21 protein-coding genes and 4 tRNA genes are annotated in these 23,298 nt (G+C 59.6%); 12 read left to right on the top strand and 13 right to left on the bottom strand.

The features are described from left to right. The 5 genes from AC1DXW_RS12975 to AC1DXW_RS12955 form a co-directional block, all read left to right on the top strand. The coding region (locus tag AC1DXW_RS12975; RefSeq protein ID WP_477754103.1) for an alkaline phosphatase family protein at positions 1-807 on the top strand (807 nt) is incomplete at its 5' end. A 5-nt stretch (positions 808-812) separates the two neighbouring features. Next, positions 813-1,649 (top strand): ABC transporter permease, encoded by an 837-nt coding sequence (locus AC1DXW_RS12970; RefSeq protein ID WP_477754109.1) that lies wholly within the window; start codon positions 813-815, stop codon positions 1,647-1,649. After that, the gene (locus AC1DXW_RS12965; protein ID WP_477754102.1) at positions 1,636-2,436 is read left to right on the top strand and encodes an ABC transporter permease; all 801 of its coding nucleotides are present in this window, start codon (positions 1,636-1,638) and stop codon (positions 2,434-2,436) included. Before AC1DXW_RS12970 ends, AC1DXW_RS12965 begins: the two co-directional genes overlap by 14 nt. Beyond that, a complete protein-coding gene (locus AC1DXW_RS12960; RefSeq protein ID WP_477754101.1) occupies positions 2,433-3,422 on the top strand; it encodes an ABC transporter ATP-binding protein in 990 nt (329 codons plus the stop codon). Before AC1DXW_RS12965 ends, AC1DXW_RS12960 begins: the two co-directional genes overlap by 4 nt. A gap of 34 nt (positions 3,423-3,456) precedes the next feature. Further along, the gene (locus AC1DXW_RS12955) at positions 3,457-4,110 is read left to right on the top strand and encodes an HAD family hydrolase (RefSeq protein WP_477754100.1); all 654 of its coding nucleotides are present in this window, start codon (positions 3,457-3,459) and stop codon (positions 4,108-4,110) included. Between the two features lie 117 nt (positions 4,111-4,227). Here AC1DXW_RS12955 and AC1DXW_RS12950 read toward each other — a convergent pair whose 3' ends face one another. Beyond that, positions 4,228-5,190, bottom strand: a complete 963-nt coding sequence (locus AC1DXW_RS12950; RefSeq protein ID WP_477754099.1) for a zinc-binding dehydrogenase — start codon at positions 5,188-5,190, stop codon at positions 4,228-4,230. A 138-nt stretch (positions 5,191-5,328) separates the two neighbouring features. Here AC1DXW_RS12950 and AC1DXW_RS12945 point away from each other — a divergent pair, with 138 nt between their 5' ends. Both AC1DXW_RS12945 and AC1DXW_RS12940 read left to right on the top strand, forming a co-directional pair. Beyond that, on the top strand, positions 5,329-7,410 hold the full coding sequence (locus AC1DXW_RS12945) for a carboxy terminal-processing peptidase (RefSeq protein ID WP_477754098.1): 2,082 nt from the start codon (positions 5,329-5,331) through the stop codon (positions 7,408-7,410). A 145-nt stretch (positions 7,411-7,555) separates the two neighbouring features. Continuing rightward, on the top strand, positions 7,556-9,346 hold the full coding sequence (locus AC1DXW_RS12940) for a bifunctional diguanylate cyclase/phosphodiesterase (RefSeq protein ID WP_477754097.1): 1,791 nt from the start codon (positions 7,556-7,558) through the stop codon (positions 9,344-9,346). A gap of 24 nt (positions 9,347-9,370) precedes the next feature. On the opposite strand, the gene AC1DXW_RS12935 is transcribed toward AC1DXW_RS12940, so the two are convergent. The 5 genes from AC1DXW_RS12935 to AC1DXW_RS12915 form a co-directional block, all read right to left on the bottom strand. Continuing rightward, complete coding sequence (locus AC1DXW_RS12935; protein WP_477754096.1) at positions 9,371-9,778, bottom strand: SEL1-like repeat protein; 408 nt, start codon at positions 9,776-9,778, stop codon at positions 9,371-9,373. Then, positions 9,779-10,150, bottom strand: coding sequence for a hypothetical protein (locus tag AC1DXW_RS12930; RefSeq protein WP_477754095.1), 372 nt, complete (start codon positions 10,148-10,150; stop codon positions 9,779-9,781). Further along, on the bottom strand, positions 10,147-10,488 hold the full coding sequence (locus AC1DXW_RS12925; protein ID WP_477754094.1) for a helix-turn-helix domain-containing protein: 342 nt from the start codon (positions 10,486-10,488) through the stop codon (positions 10,147-10,149). Before AC1DXW_RS12925 ends, AC1DXW_RS12930 begins: the two co-directional genes overlap by 4 nt. Positions 10,489-10,602: 114 nt before the next feature. Next, the gene (locus AC1DXW_RS12920; protein WP_477760061.1) at positions 10,603-11,058 is read right to left on the bottom strand and encodes a YkvA family protein; all 456 of its coding nucleotides are present in this window, start codon (positions 11,056-11,058) and stop codon (positions 10,603-10,605) included. Between the two features lie 293 nt (positions 11,059-11,351). Then, the gene (locus AC1DXW_RS12915) at positions 11,352-12,068 is read right to left on the bottom strand and encodes an FKBP-type peptidyl-prolyl cis-trans isomerase (RefSeq protein WP_218431282.1); all 717 of its coding nucleotides are present in this window, start codon (positions 12,066-12,068) and stop codon (positions 11,352-11,354) included. 269 nt (positions 12,069-12,337) lie between these two features. Between AC1DXW_RS12915 and AC1DXW_RS12910 the strand changes: the two genes are divergently transcribed. Together AC1DXW_RS12910 and AC1DXW_RS12905 are read left to right on the top strand one after the other, a co-directional pair. Then, a complete protein-coding gene (locus tag AC1DXW_RS12910) occupies positions 12,338-14,140 on the top strand; it encodes a di-heme-cytochrome C peroxidase (protein WP_477754092.1) in 1,803 nt (600 codons plus the stop codon). Positions 14,141-14,168: 28 nt separating this feature from the next. Beyond that, positions 14,169-15,305, top strand: coding sequence for a catalase family protein (locus AC1DXW_RS12905; protein WP_477754091.1), 1,137 nt, complete (start codon positions 14,169-14,171; stop codon positions 15,303-15,305). A gap of 190 nt (positions 15,306-15,495) precedes the next feature. Here the strand turns inward: AC1DXW_RS12905 and AC1DXW_RS12900 are convergent. The 4 genes from AC1DXW_RS12900 to AC1DXW_RS12885 all read right to left on the bottom strand — a co-directional run bounded on the left by AC1DXW_RS12900 (position 15,496) and on the right by AC1DXW_RS12885 (position 16,033). After that, positions 15,496-15,572, bottom strand: a tRNA-Asp gene (locus AC1DXW_RS12900). Between the two features lie 15 nt (positions 15,573-15,587). Further along, positions 15,588-15,663 (bottom strand) — tRNA-Val (locus AC1DXW_RS12895). A gap of 198 nt (positions 15,664-15,861) precedes the next feature. Continuing rightward, positions 15,862-15,938: transfer RNA gene (locus AC1DXW_RS12890), tRNA-Asp, on the bottom strand. 19 nt (positions 15,939-15,957) lie between these two features. Then, positions 15,958-16,033: transfer RNA gene (locus AC1DXW_RS12885), tRNA-Val, on the bottom strand. A 159-nt stretch (positions 16,034-16,192) separates the two neighbouring features. On the opposite strand from AC1DXW_RS12885, the gene rdgC reads away from it, so the two are divergent. From rdgC to sugE, 3 genes are all read left to right on the top strand, one after another. Beyond that, positions 16,193-17,113 (top strand): recombination-associated protein RdgC, encoded by a 921-nt coding sequence (gene rdgC / locus AC1DXW_RS12880; RefSeq protein WP_007969735.1) that lies wholly within the window; start codon positions 16,193-16,195, stop codon positions 17,111-17,113. A 137-nt stretch (positions 17,114-17,250) separates the two neighbouring features. Beyond that, positions 17,251-18,216 (top strand): bile acid:sodium symporter family protein, encoded by a 966-nt coding sequence (locus AC1DXW_RS12875; RefSeq protein WP_477754090.1) that lies wholly within the window; start codon positions 17,251-17,253, stop codon positions 18,214-18,216. A gap of 118 nt (positions 18,217-18,334) precedes the next feature. After that, a complete protein-coding gene (sugE, locus tag AC1DXW_RS12870; RefSeq protein WP_477754089.1) occupies positions 18,335-18,649 on the top strand; it encodes a quaternary ammonium compound efflux SMR transporter SugE in 315 nt (104 codons plus the stop codon). Between the two features lie 125 nt (positions 18,650-18,774). Here sugE and AC1DXW_RS12865 read toward each other — a convergent pair whose 3' ends face one another. The 3 genes from AC1DXW_RS12865 to AC1DXW_RS12855 form a co-directional block, all read right to left on the bottom strand. Next, a complete protein-coding gene (locus tag AC1DXW_RS12865; RefSeq protein WP_477754088.1) occupies positions 18,775-20,649 on the bottom strand; it encodes an MFS transporter in 1,875 nt (624 codons plus the stop codon). Positions 20,650-20,745: 96 nt separating this feature from the next. Next, complete coding sequence (locus AC1DXW_RS12860) at positions 20,746-21,897, bottom strand: TDT family transporter (RefSeq protein ID WP_477754087.1); 1,152 nt, start codon at positions 21,895-21,897, stop codon at positions 20,746-20,748. Positions 21,898-22,030: 133 nt separating this feature from the next. Further along, entirely contained in the window at positions 22,031-23,221 is a 1,191-nt protein-coding gene (locus AC1DXW_RS12855) for an MFS transporter (RefSeq protein ID WP_477760060.1), read from the bottom strand. Between the last annotated feature and the right edge of the window lie 77 nt (positions 23,222-23,298).

The following is a 23,298-nucleotide window of genomic DNA, read 5'->3' as shown; positions in this document are numbered from 1 at the left end:
ATGAAGCACAACGTCATCCTTGTCGTGCTCGACGGCCTCAACCATGAGGTCGCCCGCCACGCCATGGGGCACCTGCAGGCTTACGTCGGCGCCGGACGCGCCGCACTCTACAAACTGGAGTGCGAGTTGCCGGCCCTGTCCCGCCCGCTGTACGAATGCATCCTGACCGGCGTTGCGCCCATCGACAGCGGGATTGTCCACAACGACGTCTCGCGCCTGTCCAACCAGCGCAGCATCTATCACTACGCCACTGACGCAGGTCTTGTAACCGCGGCGGCGGCCTACCACTGGGTCAGCGAGCTGTACAACCGTTCGCCCTTCGTGGCGGCCCGGGATCGCCACACCGATGATCCGCAACTGCCGATCCAGCATGGGCATTTCTACTGGAACGATCACTACCCGGACTCGCACCTGTTCGCCGACGCTGAAAGCCTGCGCCTGCGCCATGCGCCGAACTTCCTGTTGATCCACCCGATGAACATCGACGACGCCGGGCACAAGCATGGCCTCGACACCCCGCAGTACCGCAACAGCGCCCGCTCGGCGGACATCATCCTGGCCGACTACCTGCAAGGCTGGCTCGATGCCGGCTATCAGGTGCTGGTCACCGCCGACCATGGCATGAACAACGACCGCTCCCACAACGGCCTGCTGCCGGAAGAACGTGAAGTGCCGCTGTTCGTTCTCGGTGACGCGTTCAGCTTCGACGCCGACGCCGCGCCGAAACAGACCGAGATCTGCGGCACCGTCTGCGAATTGCTGGGCGTGCCCCACGACAAACCGGTTTGCCGGGAGCTGTTGAAGTGAATGCCATGACCCGCAGTAAATGGCTCGCTGCCCTGTGCCTGCTCCCGTTCACGCTGTTCTTCATCGTATTCGAGATCGCACCGCTGACCTGGGTGATGATCAACAGCCTGCAATCGGAAGAATTCGGCTGGGGCCTGGCCAACTTCAGCAAGATCTTCAGCTCGAAGTTTTACCTGCAGGCCATCCAGTACAGCCTTGAGATCAGCTTCTGGTCCAGCGTGTTCGGGATCATCATTGCGATACTGGGCGCCTACTCCCTGCGCCGGGTCGATTCGAAACTGCGCAACTTCGTCAACGCCTTCGCCAACATGACCAGCAATTTCGCCGGTGTGCCCCTGGCCTTCGCGTTCATCATTTTGCTCGGCTTCAACGGCAGTTTCACCATCATGCTCAAGCAGGCCGGCATCATTCAGGATTTCAACCTGTACTCGAAAACCGGGCTGATCATTCTCTACACCTACTTCCAGATTCCCCTCGGCGTACTGTTGCTGTACCCGGCCTTCGATGCACTGCGCGAAGACTGGCGTGAGTCCGCCGAACTGCTCGGCGCCAGCGGCTGGCAATTCTGGCGACACATCGGTTTACCGGTGTTGACGCCTGCGCTGCTCGGCACTTTCGTGATCCTGCTGGCCAACGCCCTCGGCGCCTACGCCACGGTGTACGCCCTGACCACCGGCAACTTCAACGTGCTGACGATCCGTATTGCGGCGATGGTCTCCGGCGACATTTCCCTGGACCCGAACCTGGCCAGCGCCCTGGCCGTGGTGCTGGTGGCCTTGATGACCCTGGTGACCATCGTGCATCAGCTGCTGTTGAAGAGGAGCTACCATGTCTCGCGCTGAATTGGGGCCCGCCGGTGTCTACCACCGCGTCGTGGTGTACTTGCTGTTTGCCATCCTGCTGTTGCCGCTGGCCGGCACGCTGATCTACTCGATCGCCAGCAGTTGGTCGGCGACCATTCTGCCCAGCGGTTTCACCCTCAAGTGGTACATCCAGCTGTGGAGCGATCCGCGCTTCCTGCAAGCGTTCGGGCAATCATTGCTGGTCTGCGTCGGTTCGTTGATTCTTTCAGTAGTACTGATTCTGCCGCTGCTGTTCGTGGTGCATTACCACTTCCCGAAACTCGACGCGCTGATGAACATCCTGATCCTGCTGCCCTTCGCCGTACCGCCGGTGGTGTCGTCGGTGGGGCTGTTGCAGCTCTATGGTTCCGGACCGTTCGCCATGGTCGGGACGCCGTGGATCCTGATCGGTTGCTACTTCACCGTGGCGCTGCCGTTCATGTACCGGGCGATCACCAACAACCTGCAAGCGATCAACCTGCGCGACCTGATGGACGCCGCCCAGCTGCTCGGCGCCAGCACCTTTCAAGCCGCATTCCTGGTGGTGCTGCCGAACCTGCGCAAGGGCCTGATGGTGGCGTTGCTGCTGTCGTTCTCGTTCCTGTTCGGTGAGTTCGTGTTCGCCAACATCCTTGTCGGCACCCGCTACGAAACCCTGCAGGTCTACCTCAACAACATGCGCAACAGCAGCGGTCATTTCACCAGTGCGCTGGTGATTTCCTACTTCTTCTTTGTGCTGGTTCTGACCTGGATTGCCAATATCTTGAACAGGGACAAAAGCGAATGAGCTATGTCAGCGTCCAACATCTTCAGAAAAGCTTCGCCGGCACCACGGTGTTCAGCGACATCAACTGCGAAGTCCAGAAAGGTGAGTTCGTCACCCTGCTCGGCCCCTCCGGTTGCGGCAAATCCACCCTGCTGCGCTGCATCGCCGGCCTGACCTCGGTGGATGGCGGCAAAATCCTGCTCGATGGCGTCGATATCGTGCCGGTGAGCCCGCAGAAACGCGGGATCGGCATGGTGTTCCAGAGCTATGCGTTGTTCCCCAACATGACCGTGGAGCAAAACGTCGCCTTTGGCCTGCGCATGCAAAAGGTCAATGCCGATGACAGCCGCAAACGCGTCGCGGAAGTGCTCAGACTGGTGGAGCTCAATGACTTTGCCGCGCGTTACCCGCATCAGCTCTCGGGGGGCCAGTGCCAGCGCGTCGCCCTCGCCCGCTCCCTGGTGACCCGGCCACGCCTGTTGCTGCTCGACGAACCGTTGTCAGCCCTGGACGCGCGGATTCGCAAGCACCTGCGCGAACAGATCCGTCAGATCCAGCGCGAGCTGGGCTTGACCACGATTTTCGTCACACACGATCAGGAAGAAGCCCTGACCATGTCTGACCGGATTTTCCTGATGAATCAGGGAAAAATCGTACAAAGCGGCGACGCCGAAACCCTCTACACCGCGCCCGTAGATGTATTCGCGGCAGGCTTCATCGGCAACTACAACCTGCTGGACGCCGACAGTGCCTCCAAACTGCTGCAGCGACCGATCAGCAAGCGCATCGCCATCCGCCCGGAAGCCATCGAACTGAGCCTCAATGGCGAACTGGACGCGCAGGTGCGTAGCCACAGCCTGCTGGGCAACGTGATTCGCTACCGGGTCGAAGCCCGGGGCGTGGAATTGGTGGTGGACGTTCTGAACCGCTCGGCGGCCGACCTGCATCCCGATGGTCAGCGCCTGGCGCTTTCCATCGATCCGACGGCCCTGTGTGAGGTAGCCTGATGACTTTGCTGACGCTGAAGAGAGAACTGCACTGATGGCCCTGGCAATTTTTGATCTGGACGAAACCCTGATCCACGGCGACTGCGCCTCACTGTGGAGCGAGCAAATGGTCCGCCTCGGTTGGGTCGATGGCGAATCGTTCCTGCGTCGCGACAAGGAACTGATGGATGCCTACGGCCGCGGCCACCTGGCGATGGAGGACTACATGGCCTTCAGCCTGGAACCGTTGATCGGTCGCACGCCCGCAGAGGTCGAGCATCTGGTTGGCCCATGGGTGGAAGACTTCATCGAACCGATCATCTTCAGCGACGCCACCAAAACCATCGCGGCGCATCGCAAGGCCGGTGACCGGATTCTGGTGATCTCCGCTTCGGGCACCCACCTGGTCGGCCCCATCGCCGAACGCCTGGGCATCGACGAGATTCTGGGCATCGAACTGGAAGTCGCCCACGGCGCTTACAGCGGCCATACCGTCGGCACCCTGACCTACCGCGAAGGCAAGATCACCCGCTTGCTGGAATGGCTGGATGCAGAGGAGGAAAACCTCGAAGGCGCGAGTTTCTATTCCGACTCACGCAACGATCTGCCGTTGTTACTGAAAGTGGACTTCCCGCATGTGGTGAACCCGGATCCAGTGCTGCGCGAGCAGGCCGAAAAGGCTGGCTGGCCGATACATCTCTGGAAGTAACCCGGATCCCCTGTGGGAGCGAGCTTGCTCGCGATAGCAGTGTGTCAGTCAACGTTAATGTCGACAGACAGGCCGCCATCGCGAGCAAGCTCGCTCCCACATTAGTTTTTTGTGTCGTCAGCTCAGGCTCTCGTCAATCACCAACACCACCTTCCCCGCCACGGTATTGCTCGCCAACTCGGCAAACGCGGCCTCGGCATCCTTGATCGGAAAGGCCTTGGCCAGTTGCGGGCTCAAGCGCCCCTCGGCAAACAACGGCCAAACATGCAGGCGTAGATCACTGAACAGATCGGCCTTGAATTGCTCATCCCGGCTGCGCAGGGTCGAGCCCAGTAACTGCACACGCTTGGCCAGCACCTGGGCCAGATCCAGCTTGGCCTCGCGCCCGCCCATCAGACCGATCAACACCCAACGGCCATCCTGCGCGAGCAACTTGAGGTTCAATGCCGCATAATTGCCGCCCACCGGGTCGAGAATCACGTCGAACGGCCCCAGATCCCGCAGGCTCTCCAGATCACCATCGCGCACCACGCCGCCCTGGGCGCCCAGCGCTTCGCAGTACGCCAGTCGCTCGGCGGAGCCGACGCTGACCCAGCACGGGTTACCGAAGGCCTTGCACAGCTGAATAGCCGCTGAACCAATTCCACTTGCTCCGGCGTGCAGCAGAACTTTCTGACCCGGCTTGAGCGCAGCCAGTTGAAACAAATTCAGCCAGACCGTTGCATAGACTTCGGGCAGTGCTGCCGCTTCGACCAGTGACACTCCGTCGGGAACCGGCAGCACATGCCGCCCGTCGACAACCACTTCTTCGGCCATGCCGCCCCCGGCCAGCAAGGCGCAAACCCGATCACCCATCTGCCAGGAGGACCCGGCGCCCACCTCGCTGATCACGCCCGAGCACTCTAGACCAAGCACCTGGCTGGCCCCTGGCGGCGGCGGATAAAGGCCGGCCTTCTGCAACAAGTCGGCGCGATTGAGACCCGCTGCCGACACTCGAATACGAACTTGTCCTACATCGCACGCAGGACTCGCCTCATCAACCCACACCACTCGACCGTCAACGCCTTGCAATGCTTTCACAGTGCCTCCATAGTGAGTCTGGACTGAGCCCGAAGCTATAGCGTCGGGCTTTTTGCATTATGCGACCGGTTCCCAAAGATCCGGCGACTTCAAAGACGGCCTAATATGCGTTATCAATTGTCCCCGCGTCGAATCAGCATGAAGCATTTGTTCCCCAGCACTGCCCTCGCCTTATTCATCGGTATCGGCTTGCTGCCGATGTCGAGCAATACATTCGCAGCCAATAGCTGGGACAATCTTCAACCCGATCGTGACGAAGTGATCGCCAGCCTGAACGTCGTGGAGTTGCTCAAACGCCACCACTACAGCAAGCCGCCACTCGATGACGCGCGCTCGGTGATCATCTACGACAGCTACCTCAAGCTGCTGGATCCGTCGCGCAGCTACTTCATGGCCAGCGACATTGCCGAATTCGACAAGTGGAAGACGCAGTTCGACGATTTCCTCAAGAGCGGCGACCTGAACGCCGGGTTCACCATCTACAAGCGCTACCTGGACCGCGTAAAGGCGCGTCTGGACTTCGCCCTTGCCGAGCTGGGCAAAGGCGTCGACAAGATGGACTTCACCACCAAGGAAACCTTGCTGATTGACCGCAAGGACGCTCCTTGGCTCAAATCCACCGCAGAACTCGACGACCTGTGGCACAAACGCGTCAAGGACGAAGTGCTGCGGATGAAGATCGCCGGCAAAGAGCCCAAGCAGATCCAGGAAACCCTGACCAAGCGCTACAAGAACCAGTTGGCACGCCTGGACCAGACCCGCGCGGAAGACATCTTCCAGGCGTACATCAACACCTTCGCCATGTCCTACGACCCGCACACCAACTATCTGTCGCCGGATAATGCGGAGAACTTCGACATCAACATGAGCCTGTCCCTCGAGGGCATCGGCGCCGTGTTGCAGAGCGATAACGACCAGGTGAAAGTCGTACGCCTGGTGCCGGCAGGTCCGGCGGACAAGACCAAGCAGGTTGCACCGGCCGACAAGATCATCGGCGTTGCCCAGGGCAACAAGGAAATGGTCGATGTGGTGGGCTGGCGCCTGGACGAAGTGGTCAAGCTGATTCGTGGTCCGAAGGGCACCGTAGTGCGTCTGGAAGTCATCCCGGCCAGCAATGCGCCGAACGACCAGACCACCAAGATCGTGCCGATCACCCGTGAAGCGGTGAAGCTCGAAGATCAGGCCGTGAAGAAATCGGTCTTGAACCTGAAGCAGGACGGCAAGGACTACAAGCTCGGCATTATCGAAATCCCGGCGTTCTATCTGGACTTCAAGGCCTTCCGTGCCGGCGACCCGGATTACAAGAGCACCACCCGCGACGTCAAGAAACTGCTGACCGAGTTGCAGAAAGAGAAAGTCGACGGCGTGGTCATCGACCTGCGTAACAACGGCGGCGGTTCCTTGCAAGAGGCCACCGAGCTGACCAGCCTGTTCATCGACAAAGGCCCGACCGTGCTCGTGCGTAACGCCGATGGCCGCGTCGATGTCCTGGAAGATGAAAACCCGGGCGCATTCTACAAAGGCCCGATGGCGTTGCTGGTCAACCGCTTGTCCGCCTCGGCATCGGAGATTTTTGCCGGCGCCATGCAGGACTACCACCGCGCACTGATCATCGGTGGCCAGACCTTCGGCAAAGGCACCGTGCAGACCATTCAGCCGCTCAACCATGGCGAACTGAAACTGACCCTGGCCAAGTTCTACCGGGTTTCCGGGCAGAGCACCCAGCATCAGGGCGTCTTGCCGGACATCGATTACCCGTCGATCATCGATACCAAGGAAATCGGTGAAAGCGCCCTGCCGGAAGCCATGCCATGGGACACCATCAAGGCCGCCATCAAGCCTGCGCTGGACCCGTTCAAGCCGTACATTTCGCAGCTCAAGTCCGAGCATGACGTGCGTACGGCCAAGGATGCAGAGTTCGTATTCATCCGCGACAAGCTGGCCCTGGCGCAGAAACTGATGCTGGAAAAAACCGTCAGCCTCAATGAAGCCGAGCGTCGTGCGCAGCACGCCGACATCGAAGCCAAACAGCTGACCATGGAAAACATCCGTCGCAAAGCCAAGGGCGAAGAACCACTCAAAGAGCTGAAGAAAGAAGACGAGGACGTTATTGCGGCCGAAGATGATAAAACCAAACCGGAAGACGACGCCTACCTGAGCGAAACCGGGCGGATTCTGCTGGACTACCTGAAACTCAACACGGCAGTGGCCAAGCACTGAGTTTCTACACACAACTGATGGCAATTTAATACTGACGCTCCCCGGAGCGTCATCAAACAGTCATCACTCTGTCGTGAAATAAAGGACCGGCCGTGCTCTTTACCAAGGGCACGCCCGGTCCTTTTTTTTATCGCCAGAGATCGCCATGACCACAACCGAACAGCTGAGTGCATTGAGCTCGATCCTGACTCAAGGCGGTTTGCACAGCCTGTTCCAGCCGATCATCAGCCTCTCTGAACGGCGTATTCTCGGCTACGAAGCCCTCAGTCGCGGCCCGTCCAACAGCCCTCTGCACTCCCCTGTCGCCCTGTTCGCCGTCGCCCGCCAGGCCGGACGTCTGAGCGAGCTGGAAATTGCCTGCCGCGAGAGCGCTTGCCGACGCTTCAATGAACAGCAATTGCCTGGCCTGTTGTTCCTTAACGTATCCCCGGAATCCCTGCTTGAAGCGGCCCATCAACCGGGGCGCACCTTGCAACTGCTGCAAGACTTCGGCATCCCTCCGAACCAGGTGGTCATCGAGTTGACCGAACAAACGCCAACGGATGATTTCCAGCTGCTGCAAACCGCCCTGCATCACTATCGGGCGATGGGGTTTTCGATTGCGCTGGATGATCTGGGGGCGGGCTATTCGAGTTTGCGGTTGTGGTCTGAACTGCGGCCGGACTACGTGAAAATTGACCGGCACTTCATTGATGGCATTCATCAGGATGCGCTCAAGCGTGAATTCGTCGGTTCGATCCTGCAAATCGCCAAGGCCTCGCGGGCGCAAGTCATCGCCGAAGGTATCGAACTACCGGAAGAGCTCACGGTGCTGACCGAAATGGGCGTGGACCTGGTGCAGGGCTACCTGCTCTGCCGCCCCCAGGAACACCCACCGCGGGATGCCCGGGCAATGATGCCCCGACAGGACAGCGTCGCCGTTGTACTGAGCGAAGACGGCAGCGACCTCAGCGCCCTGCTCAACGAGCAACCCGCGGTGAACCGCGACACCCCGACCGCCACAGTGCTCGAAGCCTTTCGCCGCCAGGCCAACCTGAACTCGCTGGCAGTCCTGGATGAACAGAGTCAGCCCTGCGGCATAGTCCATCGTCACTCGCTCTCCGACGCCCTGCTCAAGCCCTTTGCCACCGACCTGTTCGCCCGCAAACCGATCAGCCGCTTGATGAACGATGACTTCCTCGCCGTCGAGCTGAGCCAGTCCCTGCAACAGGTCAGCCGCTTGATCACCAGCCGTGCCCGCCAGCGTATCGAGGAGGATTTCATCATCACCCTTAATGGCGGCTATCTCGGGCTTGGCCGGGTGATTGACGTGCTCAAGTTGATTACGGAACTGAAGATCCAGCAGGCCCGCTATGCCAACCCGCTGACCTTGCTGCCGGGCAACGTGCCGATCCAGCAATGCCTGACACGACTGCTGCAACAGCAACGGGAATCGGTGATCTGCTACGTGGACATCGACAGTTTCAAGCCTTTCAACGACATCTACGGCTACGGCCGCGGCGACGAAGTCCTGCTGTGCCTGGCGCAATGCCTGAACGACCGCGTCGACCCGGCCCGCGACTTTGTCGGCCACATCGGTGGTGATGACTTCCTGCTGGTGCTCGGCCCGCAAGACTGGCGCAAACGTTTGAACCAGTTGCTCGACGACTTCCAGAGCCAGTGCCGGCGTTTCTACCGTAGCGAGCACCTGGAAGCCGGCTGCTTTGTCGCACCGAACCGCCAGGGCGTGCGTCAGGAGTTTGCGCTGTTGTCACTGTCGATCGGGGTGGTGCATCTGCATCCACAGGCCTGTGAACAACTCGATGCGAGCCAGTTGGCCGAGATGGCATCACAGGCCAAGCACCATGCGAAGAATGTGCAAGGGTCTAGCGTGCATGTGATTGATAGCCTGGTGGTTTCGACTGTAGATGAGGTGCTCGTTTCCGGGTATCGATAAGGGAGCTTTTCGGCATCTGTCCAATCAACGAGGCGCCGAGGAAGACTTCAGCTCTTCGAGCTTGATCGGCGCCAACGGATGCCCGGCCTTCGCCGCGATCGCCCAGAATCGCGCCGCTTCGACCGGGTCCGGAGCCTTGCTCGCCGTTCCGGCCAGACTGATCACGCCCACTTGATACGCCGCCTTGCCATCGCCCGCCAACGCCGCCAGGCGCAACAAACGTACGCCCTCCTCACGAGCCCCGAGGCCGACGCCGCGAAACGTCAGGATGTGCCCATAGAAGCTCTGGGCGCCGACATCGCCCAGGTTGGCCATGCGGGCGAACTGGCCTTCGAGCCAGCGCCAGCCACGTGGCTGACGGACAAACCACGACCAGTGAAACAACCGGCGCGCGAGCCAGTATCCGGCCCGCGCCTTGAGTCGCAAAAACACTCAGGCCTCGGCCGATACCGGGTATTCGTACTCGAACACCCGCACCACTTCCGAAGCATGCCAGGACGCGGCGGCGACACCGTCCGACGGCCCGGAAAAACGCCCGAGACGCTCGACACATTCAAAGAATCCGGTGCGCGGCAAGCGGCTGGCGCCCTGACTGATCACCAGTGAACTGCGCAATGGCTGCTCCGCCCTGGCGTCCAGGGCCGCCAGATGCTCAAGGGCCGCTGTCAGGGTTTGCATGGCCGGTGTCGGCAACTGCAAACGTTCCAGTAATGCCCGATAAGTCAGGAGATGGCGCTGACGACGCGCCTGATCCAGTTCGCCCAGCAATCCGTCCCAATGTTGACGACTGATGCGTACGCTCACGATTCAACCCTCCACCCCGGCACCGTCAATTCCCAGGCCAGGCTGCGACGAATCGCGGCGTCGGGCAGACGTTCGCCACTTTCGATCATGGCCAGGTAAGACGGGCTGATGCCTACCGTGCGGGCCAGCGCCTCGATGGCGATGCCCTTTCCTTCGCGCAAACTGCGTAGTTGATCCAGACCCGGAAGAATCGCGTCTGGTGTTGCCGCCTGAAGCTTCGTGGCTTCAGGCGGCGCTTGCTCCTTGATGCCTGCTGCTTTCAGTAACGCCTGATACTGAGCCCATGGCAGAACCGCATATTCGGGCTCGCCTTCGCGTGTAATTATCTGAATATCCATGACTACCCCGTAGGACAACAACACTTAGCGAGTCGGCACTTTTCCCTAGAAGTGTAATCCTAACAGCGGCCAAGGTCGCGGGGGGCATCAATCTGTGAACAGGTCGAAATCGGCTCAGTGTTTTTTCGGACCTTGAAGTTGCAGTTGCTCGGGGGTATCAGGCAGGCGCTCAACCACCGCGAGCTTCTCCGGCACCTGCCGTTTGCGCCAGGCGCGGAAGGCATTGAGTTCGTCGTCGAGCACTTTCATAAGCCACGCCAATACCGCGATGTCATCGAGCATGCCGAACACCGGAATGAAATCCGGGATCGCATCCACCGGGCTGAGGAAGTACATCAGGCCTGCGACGACCGAAACCAGCGCCTTGGGGCTGATGGCGCGATATTCACCACGCCAATAGGCCAGGCAGAGTGCCTGCAACAGCTTCAAGTCATCCTTGAGTTTGCCCAGTCGGTTGCCCTGGCTCGCGCCCTTGCTGGCGACTGCGAACAACAGGGTCGGCAATCGGCCGCGTGCCAGCAGGCGTCCGGCCATCGGCAGGAAACGAGCGAAATTCCAGGGTGCTTTCATGATTCCTCCCGTTAAAATGTTATCCACACAAATTGTGGATAACCTTGTGAACAGAGCTGCTTTTCATCGCTGCAAGCCCCGTTTTACAAGGCCTCCGTTCAGATCGGGCGTTTTTTACCCATCAAAAAAAACCTATAATTTCATTGACTTGGCGGACTTGTACGGCTAACGCCAACGCCTACTATGCCTGAGACTCCGGCCTGGAGCGTCTGTTCGTTTTGTTTACCCGTGCCAAACGCCAGATGCAACAACGCCCCGCATAAGCGAGGCGTTGTTATCGAAGCAGGCGCCGATTACTTGGCTGCGTCGTCTTCTTTTGCCGGATCCTTGATGGCCAGCAGTTCCAGGTCGAATACCAGCACCGAGTTGGCCGGAATCGCCGGGCTCGGGCTTTGAGCGCCGTAAGCCAGATCAGCAGGGATGTACAGTTTGTACTTCTCGCCAACGTGCATCAGTTGCAGGCCTTCGACCCAACCCGGGATCACACCGCTGACCGGCAGATCGATCGGGCTGCCGCGCTCGACGGAACTGTCGAATACGGTGCCATTGGTCAGCTTGCCGGTGTAGTGAACGGTCACTACGTCAGTCGGCTTTGGCTGAGGGCCATCGGCTTTCTGCACGACTTCGTATTGCAAGCCCGAAGCGGTGGTGGTCACGCCGGCTTTCTTGGCGTTTTCTTCGAGGAATTTCTTGCCGGCAGCGGCCGACTCTTCGCTCATCTTGGCCATGCGTTCTTCGGCACGCTTTTGCAGCGCGGCGAACGCCTCAACCAGTTCTTCGTCCTTGAGCTTCTGCTCTTTCTTGCCGACCGCGTCTTCGATGCCCTGGGCTACAGCTTTGGAATCCAGGTCATCCATGCCTTCCTGAGCCAGGCTCTTGCCCATATTCAGGCCAATGCCGTAGGAAGCTTTTTGCGCCGGAGTTTTCAGCTCTACGCTGGTCTGCGAATCACAACCCGCGAGTACCAGGCCAACCAGGGCCACCGCCGCCGCCAACCGATGCTGTTTCATGCTATTTCCTTGTTCATGCGCCTAAAGGGCAATCGAGTAAAGCCGCGAGCTTATCAGGCCGCCACGACCAATGGCTACCGGCATGAGAGCCGGAAACAATTGATAAGTTCAGGTGTTTAAATGCAATTCACAATTCGGCTGATGAAGCTTCTTTCATCTTGTTCCGACGCAGATTGATTCCTGAACCTACAACATCTGGTGTAATGGCCTCTTGCCGCACCTCGGGTACTCGGGCATAACGGCATGATCATTCGACAAGGACGTTTATCTTGCGCCTCTTCTTTCGCTTGCTGGTTCTCATCGCAGTACTGCTCGGGCTGGTCATGTCCGTGGTTCTTTACTACGTCGCCAACCCGAAATTGCCGGCCTGGTCGCCTCCACAACAGGTGCATTACCTGGAGCAATGGAGCGCCACGGATCGCGAGACCTATTACTTCACACCCCAGGGCACACAGGTCAAAGGCTTGCGCTATGACTGGTTCACCGCCCTCGAACTGCCCTTCTCGCAGCAACGCTTCGCCGCCCCCGAGTACCTCGCCCGCTTCGGTTTCCTGGTGGACCCCGACCAGAAACCGACACCGAATAACCCCGGCAACCTCCCGGCAGGCTTTACCCGGCACCAGAATACGGGGAGCCCGGATGTGTTTCTGGATGTCACCTGCGCGGCCTGCCACACCGGTGAACTGCGTTTCAAGGGTCAAGCCGTGCGTATCGACGGCGGCTCGGCGCAGCACGTCCTGCCGTCCAGTGTTCCTACACTCAAAGGGGGCAGTTTCGGACAAGCACTGGTGGCCAGCCTGACCTCGACTTACTACAACCCGTGGAAGTTCGAACGTTTCGCACGCAACGTGCTGGGCCAGGACTACGACGCCCGCCACCAACATTTGCGCAAAGAATTCAAATCCTCACTCGATACGTTCCTCAAGGTGGCCTGGAACGACACCCATCGCGGGCTCTATCCGACCGAGGAAGGCCCCGGGCGCACAGACGCCTTCGGTCGCATTGCCAACGCCAGCTTCGGTGATGCGATTTCCCCCGACAACTACCGCGTGGCCAATGCCCCCGTTGACTATCCGCAGTTGTGGGACATGTGGACGTTCGAATGGGTGCAGTGGAACGGTTCGGCGAAACAACCGATGGCGCGCAACATCGGCGAAGCGTTGGGTGTCGGCGCCACGCTGAACTTCTTCGACAAGAACGACCAGCCACTGATGGGCGATGCCCGCTATCCCTCCAGTGTCCGTGTGCGCGACCTGCACCTGATCGAAGAAACCCTGCAACGACTCAAGCCTCCAGCCTGGCCAGAAGATCTGTTGGGCGCGGTCGACAAACCTCTGGCAGCAAGGGGGCGCGCCTTGTTCGCCGAAAACTGCGCGGGTTGTCATGTACCGCACAACACCCAGGGCGACGGGCGATACGTTCAGCATCTGAAAATGCTCCCGGTGGATTACATTGGCACAGACCCCGGCGCGGCCAACAACATCGCCGACCACCGCTTCGACCTGACTGCGCTGCAATGGAAGCAGGCGGAGCTGGAAAACCTTGATGTGGAGCCAAAACCCACCGAACCACTGGATCTGAGCAAGATGTCCGTGGCCAAAGGGCTGGCCTATGTCACCGCCTATGTCCAGGACCGTGCGTATCAAGACGCCAATGTCACCCCTGCCGAGCGTGCTGAAATGGACGGTTTCGGCCTGCCAATCGGCGTGCGCGAATTGCGTTCGTACAAGGCCAGGCCACTGGCGGGTGTATGGGCGACAGCGCCGTTTCTGCACAACGGTTCGGTACCGAACATTTATCAATTGCTGTCGCCTCAGGATGAGCGTGCGACCACGTTCTACAAAGGCACTTTCGAATTCGACCCACAGCATCTGGGATATCGCACCGAAGCCTTCAACAACGCTTTTCTGTTCGACACGCAAATCACCGGCAACCACAACAGCGGTCATGAATTCCGTGCCGGCAAACTCGGCAATGGTGTGATCGGCCGCGGGTTGCAGCCGCAAGAACGCTGGGCACTGCTGGAATATCTGAAAGTGCTGGGCGGCCCGCTGGAGGCGCAATTGCCATGATCACAGCCTCAGTCAAAAGGACTTTCTCATGCTGATTACACTCTGGCTGCGACTGGGCGCCTTTCTCGGCAAGCTGTTGCTGTGGCTGCTGGGTCTCGGTGTGCTGGGCTGGGCATTGGCCAGTGCCTGGTTTGCCTGGCAGCAGAGCGGGCCAGTCTCGGTGCAAGAGCTGATTGCGGATGGTGAAGCCGCGATGACCCAGGACATCATCCAGACCGCCGTGCGCATCGTCGATCAGCACCGCGAAAGCACCCGCTACCTGCGCGACGCCCATGCCAAGGCCCACGGCTGCGTGAAGGCCGAGGTTCAGGTGCTGCCAGAACTGCCAGGCGAACTGCGCCAGGGCGTGTTCAGCGAGCCGGGCAAAACCTGGCAAGCGACGATGCGCCTGTCCAACGGCAATGCCTACCCGCAGTTCGATAGCATTCGCGATGCCCGGGGCATGGCGATCAAACTGTTCGATGTTCCAGGCAAACAACTGTTGAGCGATCAGCAGGGGCGAGGCGAACAGGACTTTGTAATGTTCAGCCACCCGAACTTCTTTGTCAGTAATGTCGCCGAATACCGTCAGAACGTCGCCGCCCAGGCCGACGGTAAAAAGATGATGGCTTTCTTCCCCGGCCGGGATCCACGCACCTGGCAGGTTCGCCACCTGTTTATCGCCCTGGCGACGCTGTCCCCTGCCCCGCCAAGCCCAACCCGGACGACGTACTTTTCGGTTTCACCCTACAAATTCGGTGAAGCCAATGCGAAGTTCCGGGTTGCACCCGATCCGGACAGTTGCCCGGCCTACAGCCTGCCGGAACAAAATCGCAAGCTTCCGAACTTCCTGCGCAATGCGCTGAATCAACAGCTGTCAACCGATCGGGTACCCGCGTGTTTCGTCTTGCAAATCCAGCGACAGGACGCCAACAAGTACATGCCGATTGAAGACACCAGCATTGAGTGGCGCGAAAGCGATGCGCCCTTCGAGACGGTGGCGCGGATCAACGTGCCGGCGCAGGACTTCGATACACCGGCGCTGAACCTGCAATGCGACAACCAGTCGTTCAATCCCTGGTTCGGCGTGGAAGCACACCGCCCCATCGGCGGTATCAATCGCTTGCGCAAGGCCGTGTATGAAGCCGTCAGCGACTACCGCCACAGGCGCAATGCCGGACTGTAGGAGCGAGCTTGCTCGCGAAGAAGCCATGGGCGCCGCTGGGCATCTGAATTTACGCGTTATCGTTCACGACCTTCGCGAGCTAGCTCGCTCCTACAGAGAGCGAGGAAAGCCAAATCCCGGACAGCAAAAAGCCCGCACAAGGCGGGCTTTCTGTGGTGACCTGGCGTTCAGCGTTCCAGGTTACCGAATATGGCGCAGCGGACGGGACTCGAACCCGCGACCCCCGGCGTGACAGGCCGGTATTCTAACCGACTGAACTACCGCTGCGCGTAGCGTTGAAAGTGGTGGGTGATGACGGGATCGAACCGCCGACATTCTGCTTGTAAGGCAGACGCTCTCCCAGCTGAGCTAATCACCCTTTACCTTCGTTGCGGGGCACATTATGCCACAGGTTTTTATAAAGTGTTGATTTATTTGAAGTTTTTTCAAAAAAATCTAAAAACCGGTGAAACGATGCAACCTGCAGGAACAACATACAAACTTGGAACAGAAAAAAACCCGCGTTAGCGGGTTTTTCCGTGGTGACCTGGCGTTCAGTGTTCCAGGTTACCGAATATGGCGCAGCGGACGGGACTCGAACCCGCGACCCCCGGCGTGACAGGCCGGTATTCTAACCGACTGAACTACCGCTGCGCGTAACACTGAAAACGAATGGTGGGTGATGACGGGATCGAACCGCCGACATTCTGCTTGTAAGGCAGACGCTCTCCCAGCTGAGCTAATCACCCTTCGCTTCGGTGTGGCGCGCATTCTACGGAGCGACCCAACCTCTGGCAAGCACTTTTTAAAATAATTTTCCGAGGCCTTCCAAAGGCTTAGAGAAAGGTTGGCCTATGGCACGGCGAAGACAATAATGCCCCCCTTTGTATAAAGGAGAGACTCACCCCATGTGGTTCAAAAACCTGCTTATCTATCGCCTGACCCAAGATCTGCCTGTTGATGCCGAGGCGTTGGAAACTGCACTGGCCACCAAACTGGCGCGCCCATGTGCAAGCCAGGAGTTGACCACCTACGGTTTCGTCGCGCCGTTCGGCAAAGGCGAAGATGCGCCACTGGTACACGTCAGCGGTGACTTCCTGCTGGTGTCCGCCCGCAAGGAAGAACGTATTTTGCCGGGCAGCGTCGTGCGTGACGCGGTCAAGGAAAAGGTCGAAGAGATCGAAGCCGAGCAAATGCGCAAGGTCTATAAGAAGGAGCGCGATCAGATCAAGGATGAAATCATCCAGGCCTTCCTGCCCCGCGCCTTTATCCGCCGCTCGTCGACCTTCGCCGCCATCGCTCCGAAACAGGGCCTGATCCTGGTCAACTCGGCCAGCCCGAAACGCGCCGAAGACTTGCTGTCGACCCTGCGCGAAGTGATCGGCACCCTGCCGGTGCGTCCACTGACCGTGAAGATGTCCCCGACCGCGACCATGACCGAGTGGGTCACCACCCAGAAAGCCGCGGACGATTTCTTCGTGCTGGACGAGTGCGAACTGCGCGACACCCACGAAGACGGCGGCATTGTGCGTTGCAAGCGCCAGGACCTGACCAGCGAAGAAATCCAGCTGCACCTGAGCACGGGCAAAGTGGTCACTCAACTGTCCCTGGCCTGGCAGGACAAACTGTCGTTCGTCCTCGACGACAAAATGGTGGTCAAGCGCCTGAAATTCGAAGACCTGCTGCAAGACCAGGCGGAACAGGACGGCGGCGACGAAGCCCTGGGCCAACTGGACGCCAGCTTCACCCTGATGATGCTGACCTTCGGCGACTTCCTGCCAGCACTGGTTGAAGCGCTGGGTGGCGAAGAGACTCCGCAGGGGATCTAAAGCCTTGTGATCTCTAATGTAGGAGCGAGCTTGCTCGCGATGGAGTGTCAGTAGCCCCTCTTTGTCTGACACACCATCGCGAGCAAGCTCGCTCCTACAGGGGGTTTTGTAGCGTCACTTAAAATAAGGATCAGGCCATGCGCGCACTGGCTGCATTGAGTCGTTTTGTCGGCAACACCTTCGCCTACTGGGTACTGATTTTCGCTGTCGTGGCGTTTCTGCAACCGGCGTGGTTCCTCGGTCTCAAAGGCGCCATCGTGCCCTTGCTGGGGCTGGTGATGTTCGGCATGGGCCTGACCCTCAAACTCGAAGACTTCGCCGAAGTCGCTCGCCATCCATGGCGCGTGGCCCTGGGCGTGGTTGCACATTTCGTGATCATGCCCGGCGTGGCGTGGTTGCTCTGCCAAGTGTTCCACTTGCCGCCGGAAATCGCCGTCGGCGTGATTCTGGTCGGCTGCTGCCCAAGCGGCACCTCGTCGAACGTGATGACCTGGCTGGCCCGTGGCGACCTGGCGCTGTCGGTGGCCATCGCCGCCGTCACCACCCTCCTCGCCCCGCTGCTGACCCCAGCCCTGATCTGGCTGCTGGCCTCGGCCTGGTTGCCGGTGTCATTCATGGAGTTGTTCTGGTCGATCCTGCAAGTGGTGCTGCTGCCGATTGTGCTGGGCGTGGTTGCCCAACGGGTGCTCGCCGACAAGGTTCGCCACGCCGTGGACGTTTTGCCGCTGGTGTCGGTGATCAGCATCGTGATCATCGTCACCGCAGTCGTCGCCGCCAGCCAGGCCAAGATTGCCGAGTCCGGCCTGTTGATCATGGCCGTGGTCATGCTGCACAACAGCTTTGGCTACCTGCTGGGTTACTTCACCGGGCGCCTGTTCAAGCTGCCTCTGGCCCAGCGCAAGTCCCTGGCCCTGGAAGTCGGCATGCAGAATTCCGGATTGGGCGCGGCCCTGGCCAGTGCGCACTTCTCGCCACTGGCGGCAGTGCCCAGCGCATTGTTCAGCGTCTGGCACAACATTTCCGGGGCATTGCTCTCCACGTATTTCCGCCGCATGAGCGAGAAACAGGATCGGGAAATGGCGGCGCAACAGATCAGTGATTGACTCGAAAACTTGATCACCCGGTCAATGTTGGGCACCATATTGCGCATCGCGAGGACGACCTCGCGGCTCGATCGAGTCATTAATCAGGGGACGACCCCGTCAGACGATGGAGGTCTTCATGTCCTTGATCATTCTGTTTTTCGCCGGCCTGTTCGAAGTCGGCTGGGCCGTCGGCCTCAAGTACACCGACGGCTTCACCCGCCCGCTCCCCACTGTGTTGACCGTTGCGGCCATGGCTATCAGCCTTGGCTTGCTCGGCCTTGCAATGAAGGAATTGCCGCTGGGTACGGCCTATGCGATCTGGACCGGGGTCGGCGCCGTTGGCACGGTGATCGCCGGGATCATTCTGTTTGGCGAATCCATGGCGCTGGTGCGGTTGGCGAGTGTGGCGTTGATCATTTCCGGGTTGGTTGGGCTCAAGGTTAGCGCTTAAGCGACTACCGCCAATCGCGAGCAGGCTCACTCCTACAAGGTTTTATGGTGTGTCGGAGATTTTCACCACTCCCGCGATCCCTGTAGGAGCGGGCTTGCCCGCGAAGAGGCCTTCAATGACTACAACTATTTAACGGCCCCACGCAGTTCCCCCACCAATCGCTGCAATTCCACCGGCTCCGCTGCCTCAACCGCCACCGCCGACCCTGCCACCAACGTCACCCGCGACCACAGGCGATGAAACAGTCCCTTGCCCGGATCGCGGCTGAAGAAACTCCCCCACAACCCCTGCAAGGCCAGCGGAATCACCGGCACCGGCGTCTCCTCGAGAATTCGCGTCAACCCGCCCTTGAACTCATTGATCTCGCCATCGGCGGTCAATTTACCCTCGGGGAAGATGCAAACCAGCTCACCGTCCTTCAGATACCGGGCAATGCGCGTGAAGGCTTTTTCGTAGATCTGGATGTCTTCCTGACGCCCCGCGATAGGAATCGTCCCCGCGGTACGGAAGATGAAGTTCAGCACCGGCAGGTTGTAGATCTTGTAATACATCACAAAGCGAATCGGCCGGCGTACCGCGCCGCCAATCAGCAAGGCGTCGACGAATGACACGTGATTGCACACCAGCAACGCCGCGCCTTCATCGGGGATCAAATCCAGATTGCGGTGCTCGACGCGGTACATGGAATGGCTGAGCAGCCAGATCATGAAACGCATGGTGAACTCGGGGACGATCTTGAAGATGTAGGCGTTGACGCCGATGTTCAGCAACGACACCACCAGGAACAGCTGCGGGATCGACAGCTTGGCCACACTCAGCAAGACGATCGAGACAATCGCCGACACCACCATGAACAACGCATTGAGGATGTTGTTGGCGGCAATCACCCGCGCCCGTTCGTTTTCCGCCGTACGTGACTGGATCAGTGCGTAAAGCGGCACGATGTAGAAACCACCGAAAACGCCCAGGCCGAGGATGTCGAGCAACACCAGCCAGGCGTGGCCGAAACCAAGGACCTCGATCCAGCCATGGCCGGCGGCGCTGTCCGGTATTGAGCCGGAATGCCACCACAACAGCAGGCCGAAAACAGTCAGGCCGAACGATCCGAACGGCACCAGCCCAATTTCGACTTTACGCCCGGACAATTTCTCACACAGCATCGACCCCAACGCGATGCCGATCGAGAACACCGTCAGAATCAGCGTCACCACGGTTTCGTCGCCGTGCATCCATTCCTTGGCATAGGCCGGGATCTGCGTCAGATAAATCGCCCCGACAAACCAGAACCACGAGTTGCCGACAATCGAGCGTGATACCGCCGGCGTTTGCCCAAGGCCCAGTTTCAACGTGGCCCAGGACTGGCTGAAAATGTTCCAGTTCAGACGCATTTGTGGCGTCGCGGCCGCCGCCCGGGGAATGCTGCGACTGGCCAGGTAACCGAGCACGGCAGTGCCGATGATCGCCATGGACACCACCGGCGCGTAATGCGCCGAAGACATCATGATCCCGGCGCCAATGGTGCCGGCGAGGATCGCCAGGAATGTGCCCATTTCCACCAGGCCGTTGCCGCCTACCAGTTCATCTTCCCGCAGGGCCTGCGGCAGGATCGAGTACTTCACCGGCCCGAACAGCGCCGAATGGGTGCCCATGGCGAACAGCGCCACCAGCATCAACGACAGGTGATCGAACAGGAAGCCGACCGCTCCGACCGCCATGATGGCGATTTCTCCCAGCTTGATCAGGCGGATCAACGCATCCTTGGCGAACTTTTCCCCGAATTGCCCGGCCAGGGCCGAGAACAGGAAAAACGGCAGGATAAACAGCAGCGCACACAGGTTGACCCAGATCGAGCGGTCACCTTCGATGGTCAGCTTGTACAAAATGGCGAGGATCAACGACTGCTTGAACACGTTGTCATTGAACGCCCCGAGGGACTGGGTGATGAAGAACGGCAGGAAGCGCCGGGTGCGCAGCAAGGTGAACTGTGAGGGGTGACTCATCTTCCATGTGTCCCTGATGATAGGTAACGAGTGGCCTGGATTCTTATTGGATTATCAAAAGTCGATCCAGGCCACACCTTACCTAAACTTTGCCGGTTATTTCTTCAATCCGGCAATGCACGGCGAGACAAACAGCTCGCCGCGCCAGGCGCCCAGCACCGTGCGCTTGCCGACGATCAGCCACATCATCGCCAGCAATGCCACCAGCACACAGCCAAACACACTGAAGAACATCAGGTTCAAGGTACTGGTCAGCTTCAACGTCGCCAGAGAATAGACGCCCAACGGGAAAGTGAAGCCCCACCAGCCGAGATTGAAAGGAATGCCGGCACGCAGGTAGCGCACAGTGATCAGCAACGCCATCAGCATCCACCACAGACCGAAGCCCCACAGGGTGATGCCGGCCACCAGACCCAATCCTGCAGCAGTCTCACCGACGCCTGGCAAACCGTTGGCCGCGAAAATCAGCGGTGCATCGCCGCCCAGTACCAGCATGCCCAACGCACCGGTGCCGATCGGACCAAGGGCCAGCCAGCTCGAGGCGGCCATGTTTTCGTGGGGCAGTTTATGCAGAGCCATGCGCAGCAACAGAATGGTCAGGATGCTGAAGGCCACCGGCAGGGAAAAAGCCCAGAGCACGTAGCTGGTCACCAGCACCACCAGTTGCGATTGAGCGTCGGCCAGATGCGGCGCCAACAGGCCCCCGCTGGCGGCCGCCACTTCTGCCGCGACCACCGGCAACAGCCAGACCGCGGTCATCTGGTCGATGCTGTGCTCCTGACGGGTGAACATCATGTAGGGAATCAGCACACCGCAGGCCAGCGACATGGCCACATCCAGCCACCACAGCACCTCGACGACGTGAATCACACCGTCGCCCCAGCGCGGCAGGCCAAACACCAGGAAGCCATTGATGATGGTGGCCAGGCCCATCGGGATGGTGCCGAAAAACATCGAAACCGTGGAGTGGCCGAAAATCCGCCGCGCTTCGTCGAAAAACAGCACCCAACGCGCCGTGTATAGCGCCGTAAACAGCAGAAACAGCGCGATGTTGAACAGCCAGAGGGCTTCGGCGAAGGCGTGCAAGGCAGGTATGGCGAGCGGCAATTGCGCCAGTGCCAACGCCAGCACACCGGTGCCCATGGTGGCCGCGAACCAGTTGGGGGTGAACTGGCGGACCACCTCGCGGGGATGCTGCAAGTGACTGAAAGGTTTGATTCCGGGCTTGATGCTATTGGCGCATGTCATGGCGAACTCCTGTCCTCTTGTGAGGTAGAGCCCATGTTAGATCCGAATAGAATATCTATATAACGGGTAATATCTCTATATCTTATCTATTATGCAAATATAGACTCAAACAGGCCCAACGGCCAACCCACTTTCATGGGTTAGCCGCACAGGCGTTGGCAGAACGCTGACGCAGCAAGCCGACCAGCGCGCCGAGGGCCAGGACGATCAGCACCCCGCCATAGCCATCGGTGGTGGTGACCAGGCCGAACGTCCGCGTCAGGATTCCGGCCAGCAACGACGGCAAGCAGAACGCCAGGTAACTGAGCACGTAATACGCCGACATCAAACCCGCGCGCTCATGGGGCATGGCCAGCGGCACCAGACTGCGTACTGCCCCCAGGAAACCCGCACCGAATCCACAACCGGCAACGAGGGTGCCAAGGAAAAACAGCGACAGGCTGGCACCATGCACACCCAGTAAAACCAGGACAAGGCCCGTCGGCAGCAAACTGGCACCCAACTGCAGCGCCAGGGTGGCAGGTCGGTTGCGCAGGGTAAAAATCATCAACGCGCCCGTTACCGTCAATGCGGCGACGGTCGCCCCGCCAATCAGATTCGACGTTGAACCGGTCGCCGTGCGCACCAGTGAAGGTGCCAGCGACGCGTAAAAACCGCCCAGCGCCCAGGTCGCCGTGTTGAGCGGCAACACCCGCCATAACGTCGCGCGCGCCTGGACCGGCACATGCAGGGTGGGTCGCAATGATGCCCAAGCCCCGGACTGGCGCGTGACGCTCTCCGGCAAACGCCAGACAACTACAGCCTGCATCGCGAACAGAGCAAGTAGCAGCCAATAGGTCAGGTGCAACGGCGCCGGCGCAAACTCGGCCAGCAAACCGCAGCCCATTCCACCCAGAGCCATGCCGAGCAAGGGTGCGACGCTATTGACCAGCGGCCCTTGCTGGCGATCGGTGTCCAGCAGCGTTGCACTCAACACGGCAGTCGCCATGCCGGTGGCAAACCCTTGCAGGACCCGGGCACTGATCAGCCACGCAACGCTGTCGGCGTAGATAAACAGCAACATCGCCAGGATGTTCAGCGCCACCGCCGTAAAAATCACCGGTTTGCGCCCCAGGTAATCCGACAGCGAGCCGACCGTCAGCAACGCCGCCAACAGGCTGAGGGCGTAGACGGCAAAAATCAGGGTCAGCATCGCGGCCGAAAACCGCATCTGCTCCTGATACAGGTGATACAGCGGCGTCGGCGCAGTGGAAGCCGCCAGGAAACTGAGCAAGGTAACAGCCAGAAACCACAGGCTGGCACGATTTGAATGAGAACCGGGCATGGACACACTCCGCAAAAGCTAATTTTTTGCTTTTGCGGAGTGTGCTACTGGATCCCTCTTAAAGCAAATTCTTTGTG

It is taken from the genome of Pseudomonas sp. P4_C4 (assembly GCF_056402055.1).
Note: the sequence above shows the minus strand (reverse complement) of the source record. Positions and strands in the feature narration are given on the sequence as shown.